This window comes from Bradyrhizobium huanghuaihaiense, from assembly GCF_025200885.1.
In the GTDB taxonomy this organism is placed as follows: Bacteria; Pseudomonadota; Alphaproteobacteria; order Rhizobiales; family Xanthobacteraceae; genus Bradyrhizobium; species Bradyrhizobium huanghuaihaiense.
Genome location: NZ_CP104172.1, coordinates 3,781,687 through 3,794,238, shown reverse-complemented (window position 1 = coordinate 3,794,238; position 12,552 = coordinate 3,781,687). Strand labels below are relative to the sequence as shown.

12 protein-coding genes and 1 tRNA gene are annotated in these 12,552 nt (G+C 63.9%); 7 read left to right on the top strand and 6 right to left on the bottom strand.

Going from position 1 to position 12,552, the window contains the following annotated elements:
* The first annotated feature begins 27 nt into the window (after positions 1–27).
* From N2603_RS18045 to N2603_RS18035, 3 genes are all read left to right on the top strand, one after another.
* Positions 28–399 carry a hypothetical protein gene (locus N2603_RS18045; RefSeq protein WP_260389827.1) on the top strand — a complete coding sequence of 124 codons (372 nt, stop codon included), beginning with the start codon at positions 28–30 and terminating at the stop codon, positions 397–399.
* A gap of 7 nt (positions 400–406) precedes the next feature.
* Positions 407–913 carry a hypothetical protein gene (locus N2603_RS18040; protein WP_260389826.1) on the top strand — a complete coding sequence of 169 codons (507 nt, stop codon included), beginning with the start codon at positions 407–409 and terminating at the stop codon, positions 911–913.
* 128 nt (positions 914–1,041) lie between these two features.
* On the top strand, positions 1,042–1,803 hold the full coding sequence (locus N2603_RS18035; RefSeq protein WP_260389825.1) for a glycosyltransferase family 2 protein: 762 nt from the start codon (positions 1,042–1,044) through the stop codon (positions 1,801–1,803).
* Positions 1,804–1,896: 93 nt separating this feature from the next.
* Here the strand turns inward: N2603_RS18035 and N2603_RS18030 are convergent.
* Positions 1,897–1,972: transfer RNA gene (locus N2603_RS18030), tRNA-Trp, on the bottom strand.
* 148 nt (positions 1,973–2,120) lie between these two features.
* Between N2603_RS18030 and N2603_RS18025 the strand changes: the two genes are divergently transcribed.
* On the top strand, positions 2,121–3,347 hold the full coding sequence (locus N2603_RS18025; RefSeq protein ID WP_260389824.1) for a serine hydrolase domain-containing protein: 1,227 nt from the start codon (positions 2,121–2,123) through the stop codon (positions 3,345–3,347).
* A gap of 165 nt (positions 3,348–3,512) precedes the next feature.
* Here N2603_RS18025 and N2603_RS18020 read toward each other — a convergent pair whose 3' ends face one another.
* The gene (locus N2603_RS18020; RefSeq protein WP_260389823.1) at positions 3,513–4,280 is read right to left on the bottom strand and encodes an SDR family NAD(P)-dependent oxidoreductase; all 768 of its coding nucleotides are present in this window, start codon (positions 4,278–4,280) and stop codon (positions 3,513–3,515) included.
* A gap of 82 nt (positions 4,281–4,362) precedes the next feature.
* A complete protein-coding gene (locus N2603_RS18015) occupies positions 4,363–5,061 on the bottom strand; it encodes a histidine phosphatase family protein (RefSeq protein ID WP_260389822.1) in 699 nt (232 codons plus the stop codon).
* Positions 5,062–5,195: 134 nt separating this feature from the next.
* Here N2603_RS18015 and N2603_RS18010 point away from each other — a divergent pair, with 134 nt between their 5' ends.
* Positions 5,196–5,981 carry an SDR family NAD(P)-dependent oxidoreductase gene (locus tag N2603_RS18010; RefSeq protein WP_260389821.1) on the top strand — a complete coding sequence of 262 codons (786 nt, stop codon included), beginning with the start codon at positions 5,196–5,198 and terminating at the stop codon, positions 5,979–5,981.
* Positions 5,982–6,958: 977 nt separating this feature from the next.
* Positions 6,959–8,131: an acetylornithine deacetylase gene (gene argE / locus N2603_RS18005; protein ID WP_260389820.1), complete on the top strand. Its 1,173-nt coding sequence runs from the start codon at positions 6,959–6,961 to the stop codon at positions 8,129–8,131.
* A 116-nt stretch (positions 8,132–8,247) separates the two neighbouring features.
* Here argE and N2603_RS18000 read toward each other — a convergent pair whose 3' ends face one another.
* From N2603_RS18000 to N2603_RS17990, 3 genes are all read right to left on the bottom strand, one after another.
* Positions 8,248–8,874 carry a LysE family translocator gene (locus tag N2603_RS18000; RefSeq protein ID WP_260389819.1) on the bottom strand — a complete coding sequence of 209 codons (627 nt, stop codon included), beginning with the start codon at positions 8,872–8,874 and terminating at the stop codon, positions 8,248–8,250.
* A gap of 361 nt (positions 8,875–9,235) precedes the next feature.
* Positions 9,236–10,294 carry a phosphotransferase family protein gene (locus tag N2603_RS17995; protein WP_260389818.1) on the bottom strand — a complete coding sequence of 353 codons (1,059 nt, stop codon included), beginning with the start codon at positions 10,292–10,294 and terminating at the stop codon, positions 9,236–9,238.
* A 146-nt stretch (positions 10,295–10,440) separates the two neighbouring features.
* The gene (locus N2603_RS17990) at positions 10,441–11,676 is read right to left on the bottom strand and encodes an acyl-CoA dehydrogenase family protein (protein WP_260389817.1); all 1,236 of its coding nucleotides are present in this window, start codon (positions 11,674–11,676) and stop codon (positions 10,441–10,443) included.
* Between the two features lie 211 nt (positions 11,677–11,887).
* Between N2603_RS17990 and N2603_RS17985 the strand changes: the two genes are divergently transcribed.
* A complete protein-coding gene (locus N2603_RS17985; protein ID WP_018647194.1) occupies positions 11,888–12,550 on the top strand; it encodes a TetR/AcrR family transcriptional regulator in 663 nt (220 codons plus the stop codon).
* The last annotated feature ends 2 nt before the right edge of the window (positions 12,551–12,552 follow it).

The window sequence follows — 12,552 nt, the reverse complement described above, 5'->3', positions numbered from 1 at the left end:
CGCCGTTTTCGGCTGGGCTGTCTCAGCATGGTGGTACTTTTTGTGATCGCCTGTATCGCAATTCCGGGGCCGAGGCATCTCGACGACGTGGTCAGCGGCCTCCTCCTCCTGGCGACGGCGATGATGCTTTGCTACGTCCTGTTCAGCCTGCTGGCCTGGGGCTTTACCCTGACGCTGCTCACGGCGCTCGCCCGGGCCGGATCTCCCCTCACGCTGGAGCAATGGGCTGCGGCCTACATGCGGGGCGGAGATCTCGGCACCTTCGCGCACAATCGATTGAAGCTGCTGATCGGTTCGGGAATGGTGATGATGGCCGACGGCAAATTGGCGCCAACGGCCAAGGGGCTCGCGGTGGCGCATTTCGTCAAGTTCGTTCGTTTCTCAACCGGGCTTGGATAGCGTCACGATGTCATTCGCTGTCGGTTTCATCGCTGCCGTCGCCTTTGCCGTGCTGGCACCTGTCCTGCAGTTCGTCGCGCGCGCTCGGGCATGGTCGCTTGCACCGGTGATCGTGCTCGCGATCACCGCCGTCGCTTCGCATCTTCTCGGCGTGCTGCTCGGCATCTTGACCGTTCCGCAATTCCGCTATTGGGACGCTGCATCGATTTTCGGCTTTGGCGTCATGGGTTACGTTTTCGCTTTCGGCGCAGTCTACAAATCGGTCTCGCTGGACATCCTGCTGGGTCTTGCCGAGCGGCCCGAGCGGACGGCTCCGCTGTCGGACGTCGTGGAACGGCAAGTTCCAGCTCTGTTCCGGGGGCGGACCGGGATCTTGATGGACGGCGGTCTGGTCGAGCAGGTCGATTCGCGGTTTGCCGTGACGGCGGCAGGGCAGATCACGGCCGGCCGGATCGGGCGCCTGCGGCGTGCCTTCGGCATCGGCGATACCGGGCTATACGATTTTGTCGACTAGTTGTTGCCCGAATGCAACGCACTTGCGTTGACCTGATTGACGGGACCGATATTGTCGGCCGCGTTTCGATCACCTAGAGTTGTGGGTGGGGTTCCAACAGTACCGAGTGGCCGGCGACGGGTTATATTATGACACCTTCCAGGGCGGCAAAAAGGCTTACGATCGTCATCCCTGCTCTGAACGAGCAGGACAAGATCGCCGACACCATCGACGGCGTGCTGCCGCTTGCACGCGAGCTGCTGGACGATTTCGAGATCTTTCTGATCGACGACGGCAGCACCGACGCCACCGGCGCGATCATGGACGAATTCGCGGCCAGCGACCGGCGGATCATTGTTCATCATAACGCCGAGCGGCGGGGTGTCGGCGCCGGCTTCGAATACGCCCTGTCGCGCGCGAAATTCGATTCCATCACGCTGATCCCCGGCGATCATGCCTTCCAGAACGAAGGCATTGAGAGGATGTTCAAGGCGGTCGGCGCCGCCAACATGGTGATCACCCACCGCGACAATCAATCGGACCGTTCCGTCAACCGCTCGATCCAGTCGCATTCGCTGCGCTTCATCCTGAACTGCCTGTTCGGCTTCTGGCTGTCGGACTACCACAGCATGATCGTCTACCCCGTGAGATGGCTGCGCCAGATCGCGGTCAAGGCCGACGGCTACGGCTATCAGATCTGTGCGTTGATCTCGCTGCTCCAGCTCGGCCTTACCTATGTGCAGGTGCCGGTCAGCCTGAATGCGGAGTTGAAGGGCTCTTCCCGTGCGCTGCGGCTGCGGACCTATTTCGAGCTCGGCGGGACGATCTTCTCGCTGCTCCGCCGCGTTCCCATCCGGGACGTCGATCTCAGCCAGGTTCCCGCCGAAGCCGGCCGGACCTCCGCCCGCTGATCCACCGACAAGGCCTGCTGTGGCGGACAACAGCCGCCACCGGGCTTACTTATCCCCGCCCCGCCAAAATTCGACCTAAGTGATTGATTTTGCTGGCAGGAGTGGCAGGGCTCGAACCTGCGACCCCCGGTTTTGGAGACCGGTGCTCTACCAATTGAGCTACACTCCTACGAACCTGCGTCGCCGCGGCTCAGGGCCGCTTTCAAGCACAGGGGGCGACCGGATTGCAAGGGAGAAGCGCACAAGGGCCGCTTGTTCACACCGCGACTTCTGGGCGACAGTCCGTCCCGAACGACAAGAACAACCCGGGAGCCCGCATGAACGCCGCCCAAGCCGCCCTTAATCCCGCCGCCGCAGCCCAGACGCCGCCTTTGCCGGAAGCCAGGCCCGAGACGCTGGGGCTGTCCCGCCCCCGCCTCCAGGCCATGTCGGACGCCTTCAAGCGCGAGGTCGACAAGGGGACCGTCCCCGGCGTCACGGTGCTGGTGGCGAGGGGCGGCCAGGTCGGCTGGTTCGAGGCGCTCGGCAGGCAGAGCCCGGCGGGCGCGGCGCCGATGGCGCGCGATTCGATCTTCCGGATCTTCTCGATGACCAAGCCCATCGTCTCGGTTGCGGTCATGGGGCTGGTCGAGGACGGCCACCTCCTGCTGGGCGATCCCGTGGCCAAGTTCATTCCGGAGTTCGCCGGCCAGAAGGTCGGCGTGGTCAGCGGCGGCAGGCTGGAGCTGGTTCCGCCCAGGCGGGCGATGACGGTGCAGGACCTGCTCCGCCACACCTCCGGCCTGACCTATGAGCACCAGGGTGACGGGCCCGTGCACAAGCTCTACCAGGAGTCCCGCGTCCGGAGCCGCAAGATCACCAATGCCGAGCACGCGGCGCTGGTGGCGAGCTTCCCGCTGGTCTGCCATCCCGGCGACGAGTTCAACTACAGCCGCTCCACCGACATCCTCGGCCGCATCATCGAGGTCATCAGCGGCAAGTCGCTGGGCAGCTTCCTGACCGACCGCGTCCTGGCGCCGTTGCAGATGACCGAGACCGGCTTTGCGACCTCCGGGGCCAACGCCACCAGGCTCGCCGAGCCGTTCGCAGCCGATCCCTGGACCGGCGACAAGGTCGCGCTGTTCAACACGCTGGAGCAGCCGGTGATGGAATCCGGCGGCGGGGGTCTGGTCTCGACCACAATGGACTATGCCCGCTTCGCGCTGATGCTGCGCAACGGCGGCACGCTCGACGGCAACAGGATCATCGGCCGCAAGACGCTGGAGCTGATGGCGTCCGATCACCTTGGGCCCGAGGTGAAGATCAACGGCACGCTGCTCTCGCCCGGCCACGGTTTCGGCCTCGGCTTTGCGGTGCGCCGCGAGGCCGGCGTCGCGCCCTTCCCCGGCAGCGTCGGCCAGTATTTCTGGAGCGGCATCGCGGGCACGTTCTTCTGGATCGACCCGAAGGAGGACCTGTTCGCGGTGTTCATGAGCCAGGGGCCGGGGCAGCGCGACTATACGCGGACCCTGGTGCGGGATCTGGTTTACGCGGCGGTGGAGTGAAGTCTCGTGCCCCGGACGCGCTGCAACGCCCTTAGCGTTGCTGCGCAGAGCCGGGGCCTATGCCTCCGCGATCCCGCCCTCTCACCTTCTGGGTCCCGGCTCAGCAGTGCGGTACTACGCACCGCACTGCGTCCGGGACACGAAACACTCAGCTCATCGCTGAGCTCAACTAATCGTCGCGCCGCCGTCGATCACCATGGTCTGGCCGGTCATGAAGTCGCCGGCCTTCGAGCCCAGGAACACGGCCGCGCCGGCGATCTCGTCGGGGATGCCGATGCGCAGCAGCGGCGAGCGCGAGGTCGAGGCCTTCAGGTTCTCCGGATTGTCCCACAGCGCTTTCGCGAAGTCGGTCTTGATCAGGCCTGGCGCGATGCAGTTCACGCGGATGTTGTGCTTGCCGTATTCGCAAGCGAGGTTGCGCGCGAGCTGCATGTCGGCGGCCTTCGAGATCGCGTAGGCGCCGAGGATGGTCGAGCCTTTCAGGCCGCCGATCGAGGAGACGATGATGACCGAGCCGTCATTGCGCTCGATCATCTGCGGCACCACCATCGAGATCAGCCAGTTGTTGGCGACGATGTTGTTGTCGAGGATCTTGCGGAACTGATCGTCGGAGATGCCGGCGAGCGGGCCGTAATACGGATTCGATGCCGCGTTGCAGACCAGCACGTCGATCTTGCCGAAGGCGCGGTTGCTCTCGTCGACGAGGTCTTGCAGATTCTCCTTCGAGGAGATGTTGGCGGCCACCGCGACCGCGGTGCCCTTGCCGAACTTGTCGTTGATGCCTTTCGCCACCTGCTCGCACACGTCGGCCTTGCGCGAGGAGATCACGACCTTGGCGCCGTGCTCGGCCATGCGCTCGGCGATCGCAAGCCCGATTCCCCGCGTCGATCCCGTGATGACAGCGACTTTCCCCTTCATGTCGAACAAGGTCATGTTTCTCTCCCAAGATTGATCTTCGTATTCACATCGAGATTCCGGGTCCGGTCCTGTGGACCGTCCCGGAATGACAGCTCATTCAGGCGAGCTTCTTGACTTCCGGTCCTGCCGGCTGATGCATCGCCGCGTGCGCGTCATCCGCGATCCACGGTTGCTGATTGACCATCGGCAGCCGCCAGACGGTGCGCTCCGGGCTTGCGAAATAGTCGAGCCGCGTCACCGACACGTTGTCGATATCGAACGCGAGCCCCTGCTCCGGCAAGTCACCGAGCGCGAGCCCCACCGCGGCTTTGATGGTGCCACCGTGCGCGACCGCGATGATGTCCTGCCCAGCCGCCTCATTGTTGATCCGCTCGATGGTGCGGCGGGTGCGATTGTAGAGATCCATGAAGCTTTCGCCGCCGGGCGCCGGCTCGTTGATGTCCGCGAACCAGCTGGTGCCGACGGGACGACTGGCAATGAACTGGGCCCGGTTCATGCCCTGCCAGCGTCCGAGATTTTGCTCGGCGAGGTCCGCTTCCCATTTCATCGAGGCAGGCCGCGGAAAGCCGGCCGCCCAGATCGCTTCGGCCGTCTGATGCGTTCGCTGAAGATTGCTCGAATACCAGACCGCCTTGCGTGGCAGCACTTTGGCAACGGCATTGAACACATAGGTGTCGCTGGTGTCGCAGGCGATATCGCTCTGCCCGTAGATGTTGCCGCCGTCATTGCGCACCGGCGCGTGACGGACCCACCACCACCGTGTCATGACCACATTCGGCTTGTCTTCGGCTGCCATCGAAACCCTTCCATCCCGTCTGATGTCGCTGTACGTGAGTAGGCAACGTGTCTCAAGACACTTTACCGTTTGAAATCTTGTTTGAAATTCCGCCGCGCGGCAAGCGTCGCGCGAGGCACCACAGGGAGAAACGCATGGGCCGTCTGCAAGGCAAATCCGTCATCATCACCGGCGCCGGCAGCGGCATCGGTCGTGCGGCCGCGCTGCTGTTCACCAAGGAAGGCGCAAAACTGATCGCGGTCGATCGCACCGAGGCGGTGAACGAGACCGTCGCGGAGATCAAGAAGGCCGGCGGTGTCGCGGAAGCGATGGTTGCCGATGCCAGCTCCGAAAAGGACGTGATCGCCGTCATCGACAAGGCGGTGAAGACGCATGGCCGGCTCGACGTGATCTGGGCCAATGCCGGCGTCTCCGGCGGGCTCGTCCCGCTCGCCGAGCAGACCGTCGAGCACTGGCAGGAGATTTTGCGCGTCAACCTGATCGGACCGTTCCTCGCGGTGAAATACGCGATGCCGCATATGGTGAAGCAGCAATCGGGCGCGATCGTGCTCACCGCCTCTGTCGCAGGCCTCAAGGCCGGCGCAAGCGGACATCCGTATGCTGCGAGCAAGGCCGGCGTGATCAGCCTGGTGCAGACCACGGCCTATTCGCTCACCGGCACCGGCGTGCGCATCAACGCGGTCTGTCCCGGCCTGATCGAAACCGGCATGACCAAGCCGATCTTCGACCGCGCCAAGGAGCGCGGCACCCAGGACAAGATCGGCCAGCTCAATCCGCTGAAGCGCCCCGGCCAGCCGCACGAGCTCGCGGCGATGGGACTGTTTTTGGCAAGCGACGAGGCCTCGTATGTCAACGGCCAGGCGTTCCCGGTGGACGGCGGCCTGACGGCATCGATGCCGTATACGGGAAAGCCGGTTTAGGCACGTGCTCTCGTGTCCCGGACGCGACGCAGCGCGCAAGCGTCCGGAGCGCGAGACCCAAGTTTCGCGCACACTGCATCCACATCGTCATTGCAAGCGCAGCGAAGCAATCCAGAGTGCCTCTGCGGAAAGACTCTGGATTGCTTCGTCGCAAGGGCTCCTCGCAATGACGGAGTGTGGGGTGACGGCATCGCTTCTTCAATTCGCGTTTCCCTCGCAGACACAGCTTCGCATCCTCGCGGCATCTTCCGCCCGAGCTTTGCTTGGCTGCCCCCAGTGAAAGAGGGCGCAGGGAAGACCGGGTGCCGGCCGGGCACCCACGGTCCACTGTGCGAAAGGTGGCAACAGAGAATTTGCACAGCGGCATACAGGTGAAGCCAAACATCCGGCCTTCCCTGCGCAGTGGTTTTACGGCTTATGTCGTGATCTCCTCGGGGAGCGATGCACTATTGCCCCCGTCGCCATGCGGATGACTGATGCGCGGACCCGGTCGGGCCGCAACATCACCGCAAGACTTGACGCACAGACCCCGGGCGTCAGGACCACACGATTTTGCCGTACGCGAACCGCACCTGTCGCTGGCGCGAGGTCTTCGCTCACAGTTGCCTGCCCTGCGAAGCTTTTCGCGCCGGTGCAACTCACGTCCACCGCCGCCCGGCCCGCGTTCGTGACGATCGCGATACGCCCCTCTTCCTTGGCCGGAGTGCGCGCACTATCCGCCAATTCCGAATTTCGGTAAAGTGGAATATTTTCGGCGAGCGGTCTCGACCAATGGATGGCGTGTTTTGCCCGACGGACAACGCAAGGAATTGTAGCCCGGATGAGCGAAGCGACATCCGGGATTCACGGCACGAGCCTTCCCGGATGTCGCTACGCTCATCCGGGCTACGGAACTGTGTTGATTTGCCCGACCGGCCATCGCATTGGTATGGTTCCTGCAGGCAGCTCAGCCTCCATTCCCTGACAAGACCGTGACAATGCCAAGCTCAAGACCCGACCGTATCCGAAAACTCCTCGCCGACCTCGTCGGCTTCGACACCATCAGCGACCGCACCAACCTGCCCCTGATCGCCCATATCGAGAGCTATCTTGCCGCGTTCGGCATCAAGGGCGAGCGCATCACCGACGAGACCGGGCAGAAGGCCGCGCTGTGGGTCACGATCGGGCCGCAGGACCAGCCGGGCTTCGTGCTGTCGGGCCACACGGACGTGGTTCCCGTCGTGGGCCAGGACTGGAGCCATGATCCGTTCAAGCTCATCGAGCGTGACGGCAAGCTCTACGGCCGCGGCACCACCGACATGAAGGGCTTTGTTGCGGTGTGCCTCGCCATGGTGCCGGAGATGCTGGAAGCCAGGCTCAAGACGCCGATCCATCTGGCGATCTCCTATGACGAGGAGATCGGCTGCGTCGGCGTGCGGCCGATGCTGCACGAGGTCGCGAAGAAGAAGGTCAGGCCGCTCGGCGCCTTCATCGGCGAGCCGACCCAGATGCAGGTCATCATCGGGCACAAGGGCAAGCACGGCGTCCGCGCCACGTTCCACGGGCTCGCCCGCCACTCCTCGATCGCGCCCGACGGCGTCAATGCGATCGAATATGCAGCCGAGCTGATCGTCGAGATTCGCCGCCGCGCGGTGGCGCTCGCGGCTGCGCGATCGACGGACAGCCTCTACGACGTTCCGCACTCGACCCTGCTCACCAGCATCGTGCATGGCGGTGCCGCGCTGAACATCGTGCCCGACACCTGCGCGGTGGATTTCGAATGCCGCGGCATCGGCATTACCGAGTCGCGCGAGGTCACGGATGCGATTGTCGCCTGGGCCAAGGCGGAACTCGAGCCGGCGATGAAGGCGAGGCATCCGGACTGCGGCATCGACTTCGAGGAGATCCTCGACTATCCCGCGCTCGACACCGCCGCCGACGCGGCCATCGTCACGCTGGCCAAGAGCCTTGCGGGGCGCAACGACCACGCCAAGGTCGCCTTCGGCACCGAGGCGAGTTTGTTTGCGAGCATGGCCGACATCCCCTCGGTCGTGATCGGCCCCGGCGCGATCGCCCAGGCGCACACACCGGATGAGTTCGTGGAGATGGCGGAGCTGGAGAAGTGTGCGGGGTTTGTGGAGAAGCTGATCGCGCATTGTGCGAAGGGGTAGTCTCGTCATTGCGAGGAGCGAAGCGACGAAGCAATCCAGACTGTCGCCGCGGAAAGACTCTGGATTGCTTCGCTTCGCTCGCAATGACGAGAGTGTGTGGGAACAGAGCGCTGCGCTCACCGCTCTTGCAAGGCCAGCCTGACACCGACGGCGCAGTAGATGGACCCGACCACCTTGCCCTGCCACTTCACCACAGTCGGATGGCGGCGCAGCAGATTGCCGAGACGGCCGGCGCCGACGGCGAAGACGACGGTGCTGACGAGGCCGAGCAGCACGAAGACGGTGCCGAGGATCGCAAGCTGAACTGCGATCACACCGTGCTCCGGCCGCACGAATTGCGGCAGGAAGGCGAGGAAGAACAGCGCCGTCTTGGGATTGAGCACTTCGGTCAGCACCGCCTGGCGGAAGGCACGGCCCGCGCCGATCGCGGGCGCGGCGCCGTTCAACTCGATCGGCGCCTTGTCGAGCATGGCGCGAATGCCGAGATAGATCAGGAACGCCGCGCCGGCATATTTGACGATGCTGAAGAGCAGCGCGGATGTCGCGATGATCGCCGAGAGACCTACGATCGCCATCGAGGTGTGGATCAAGTCACCGGCTGCAATCCCCGCGCCCGTCGCGATGCCCACCCTCGTTCCCGAGCTGACGGCCCGCGCCATGGTCAATAACGTCGCCGGACCGGGAATGAAGACAAAACCGAGGACGATGAGGACGTACGTAATGAGCGTGGTGTGATCGATCATGCGCGGGTCTCACGTGGCTTGGGCGCACACAGAAATACAAGGACACGGTCGCTTGCGAAAGGCGCTGACACGGCGTGAATTGCGAGTCTCGTATTCCGCCCGTCATTGCGAGCGCAGCGAAGCAATCCAGACTGCCGCCGCGGAAAGAATCTGGATTGCTTCGCTGCGCTCGCAATGACGGTGGAACGAGCTCGCCTCATCACAGCTGTCATGCCCCGGCTTGACCGGGGCATCCAGTACGCCGCGGCTTCTCGGTTCGTACACTGGCGTCACTCGAATACTGGATTGCCCGCTTTCGCGGGCAAAATAGCGACGCGCCAAAGCAAAAAAGGCGCGGCCATCGACCGCGCCTTCGCTAGTCCTACACCGCGCCCGCCTTCTGCGCGTATTGCCATGACGCCTGCGACAGCGGCACGGTGCGCTTGGCTGACTCCAGCGCCTTGGCGTTGGCGGCGGTGCCGTCGCGGATGCGGCCGGCGATGCCCTGGGTGATGCCGGCGAGGCGGAACAGATTGTAGGAGAAGTACCAGTTGAGGTCAGGCACGCTCACCCTGGTGACGTTGCAGTAGATCTGCGCGGCCTCTTCCAGGCTCGGGATGTTGAGCGCCTTGAGGTCGACGCCCTGCAGGCCCGGCATGATCCACTGCATGAGCAGATAGGTGAAGTCGGCCATGGGATCGCCGAGCGTCGACAGCTCCCAGTCCAGCACGGCCTGCACGCGCGGTTCCGTTGCGTGGAAAATCATGTTGTCGAGGCGATAGTCGCCGTGGACGATCGAGACGCGCGCCTGCTCCGGCACGGTCTTGGGCAGCCATTCGGCGACCTTCTCGAACTCGGGAATGTGCTGCGTTTCCGAGGCCCGATACTGTTTGGTCCAGCGGTCGATCTGCCGCGCGAAATAGTTGCCGGGCTTGCCGAAATCGCCGAGGCCGATCGAAACAGGGTCGAACATGTGCAGCTTCGCCAGCGTCTCGATCTTGCTGGTGAAGATCTTGCGCCGCGCGTCAGGATCCTGGCTCGGCAGCGTCGGATCCCAGAATACCCGGCCCTCCTCCATCGACATGATGTAGAAGGCAGCGCCAATGACGCTGTCGTCCTGGCACAGCGCATAGGCGTGCGCGACCGGAAAGCCCTGCTTTCCAAGCGCCGCGATGACGCGATACTCGCGATCGACCGCATGCGCCGACGGCAGCAGCTTGCCGAACGGCTTGCGGCGCATCACGTAGGAACGCTTCGGCGTGTTGAGGCGATAGGTCGGGTTGGACTGGCCGCCCTTGAACTGGAGCACGACCAGCGGGCCTTCAAAACCTTCGACGTTCTCGCACATCCACGCCTCGAGGCGCAGCTCGTCGAAACGATGCCGCTCCTCGACCGGCTTGGTGCCCGAGAACTCCTCGTCTTTCCTGACGCCGTCAGCCACGGTGACGCTCCCTCTTCAGTCCTGACCATTTCAGGTCGAGCATGATCCTAGCGGGCCACAGCTGATGCACTTGCGTCAAGCCGTCGTCCGCCATGGATCATGCCCCGTCGTTTCTTCAAGTCGGGAGCGCCGCCTGGCTCCCCCTGTCAATGACTGGGAGAGTTTGCATACTTCCGAAGTTCAAGTCTGGCAATGGCGCGATTGTGCACCTCGTCCGGACCGTCGGCGAGACGAAGCGTGCGGATGTGGGCGTAGTCCTTGGCAAGGCCCGCCTCGTCCGAAACGCCGGCGCCGCCGAAGGCCTGGATCGCCTGATCGATGATCTTCAAGGCCATGTTGGGACCTGCGACCTTGATCATGGCGATCTCGAGCTGCGCGGTCTTGTTGCCGACCTTGTCCATCATGTCGGCAGCCTTGAGGCACAGCAGGCGGTTCATCTCGATGTCGGTGCGGGCCTCGCCGATGCGCTGCTCCCACACACTGTGCTCGATGATCTTCTTGCCGAACGCGGAGCGCGAGGCGAGCCGCTTCACCATCTTCTCCAGCGCCTCCTCGGCCTTGCCGATGGTGCGCATGCAGTGGTGAATACGGCCCGGGCCGAGGCGGCCCTGCGCGATCTCGAAGCCGCGGCCTTCGCCGAGCAGGATGTTCTCCTTCGGCACGCGCACGTTCTCGAGCAGCACCTGCGCGTGGCCGTGCGGCGCGTCGTCAAAGCCGAACACGGGCAGCATCTTCTCGACCTTGATGCCTGATGTGTCGAGCGGAACCAGGATCTGTGACTGCTGCTGGTGCTTGGCGGCCTTCGGATCGGTCTTGCCCATCAGGATCGCGATCTTGCAGCGGGGATCGCCGACACCCGACGACCACCATTTGCGGCCGTTGATGACGTAGTGATCACCGTCCTTCTCGATGCGGGTCTCGATGTTGGTGGCGTCGGACGAGGCGACCGCGGGTTCCGTCATCAGGAAGGCCGAGCGGATCTCGCCGTCCATGAGCGGACGCAGCCATTTGCGCTTCTGCTCCTTGGTGGCGTAGCGCATGAACACTTCCATGTTGCCGGTGTCGGGCGCGGAACAGTTGAACACTTCCGAGGCCCAGGTGATGCGGCCCATCTCTTCCGACAGCAGCGCGTATTCGAGATTGGTCAATCCCGCGCCGCGGAATTCATCATCTTCATGCTCATTCGGCGGCATGAACATGTTCCAGAGGCCTTCGGCCTTCGCCTTCTTCTTGAGGTCCTCCAGCACCGGGATGACCTTCCAGCGCTCGCCGCTGCGATCCTGCTCGTCATAAACAGGCACCGCCGGGCGCACGTGCTTGGCCATGAAGGACCGCACGCGGTCGAGCCATTCCTTCTGCTTGGGGGACAGGTCGAAATCCATGGGACGCTCCTCGTTTCTCTCTCGCTAGTCCTTTTGCGCCGGACTGTCCTCCCGCCGCGCGCGGCCCGCAAGCGCGAATGCGCAAACTTGCGAGCGCCCCGGAACCCAGCGCAGTTGCGAACGAGTCCCGATTGCGGATTGACTTTTCCCGGCCTTCAAACGATAGTTTCATACAACTGTTTGAATTGCAACTCCCTCCCCGGGGGCACCCATGGCCAGCGATCATACGAGGTCTGCCATTCTCGCCGCCGCCGAACGGCTCTATGCCGATCGCGGCTTCGGCGACGTGACGCTGCGCGACATCGTCGCGGAGGCCGGCGTCAACCTCGCCGCGGTGAACTATCATTTCGGCTCCAAGGACGAGCTGATCGCAGAATTGTTCGTCACCCGCTCGATCGCCACCAACCGCGAGCGCCTGCGTGAGTTGAAGGCCGCCGAGGAAGAAGGCGGCGGCCGCGCGCCGATCGAGGTGATCCTGCGGGCGCTGGTCGGGCCGACCTTGCGGGGCTGCCTGGGGCCTGAGAACCAGCGCTCGACCGCAGCGCGCTTCATGATCCGCGCCTCGATCGAATCCGTGCCGCCGATCCGCCGCATCAAGAACCGCGAGATCGACCATTTGCGCAAATTCGCCGGCGCGATGCGCAGATCCCTGCCCGACCGCAACGACGTCGATATCTATTGGGGCCTCAACTTCGCACTCGCGATGGCGCACCACACCATTCGCGAGAGCGAGCGCCTGACAAAACTTTCGGAAGGCAAATGCGACCTCGACGACGTCGAGGACGTGGTCGCGCGCGTCGTCAGCGTTGCGACGATGGCGCTGACGGCGGGACGGGCGGAAGCGAAGGCGCCGTCAAAGGTGGCGGCGCGCTAGAC

Bases quoted from the DNA above. Each gene is read 5' to 3' on its own strand.
- N2603_RS18045 (WP_260389827.1), top strand. From the start codon at position 28: ATGGTGGTACTTTTTGTGATCGCCTGTATCGCAATTCCGGGGCCGAGG.
- argE (WP_260389820.1), top strand. From the start codon at position 6,959: ATGCCAAGCTCAAGACCCGACCGTATCCGAAAACTCCTCGCCGACCTC.
- N2603_RS18020 (WP_260389823.1), bottom strand. From the start codon at position 4,280: ATGACCTTGTTCGACATGAAGGGGAAAGTCGCTGTCATCACGGGATCG.
- N2603_RS18010 (WP_260389821.1), top strand. From the start codon at position 5,196: ATGGGCCGTCTGCAAGGCAAATCCGTCATCATCACCGGCGCCGGCAGC.
- N2603_RS18025 (WP_260389824.1), top strand. From the start codon at position 2,121: ATGAACGCCGCCCAAGCCGCCCTTAATCCCGCCGCCGCAGCCCAGACG.
- N2603_RS18015 (WP_260389822.1), bottom strand. From the start codon at position 5,061: ATGGCAGCCGAAGACAAGCCGAATGTGGTCATGACACGGTGGTGGTGG.
- N2603_RS18040 (WP_260389826.1), top strand. From the start codon at position 407: ATGTCATTCGCTGTCGGTTTCATCGCTGCCGTCGCCTTTGCCGTGCTG.
- N2603_RS18000 (WP_260389819.1), bottom strand. From the start codon at position 8,874: ATGATCGATCACACCACGCTCATTACGTACGTCCTCATCGTCCTCGGT.
- N2603_RS18035 (WP_260389825.1), top strand. From the start codon at position 1,042: ATGACACCTTCCAGGGCGGCAAAAAGGCTTACGATCGTCATCCCTGCT.
- N2603_RS17985 (WP_018647194.1), top strand. From the start codon at position 11,888: ATGGCCAGCGATCATACGAGGTCTGCCATTCTCGCCGCCGCCGAACGG.
- N2603_RS17990 (WP_260389817.1), bottom strand. From the start codon at position 11,676: ATGGATTTCGACCTGTCCCCCAAGCAGAAGGAATGGCTCGACCGCGTG.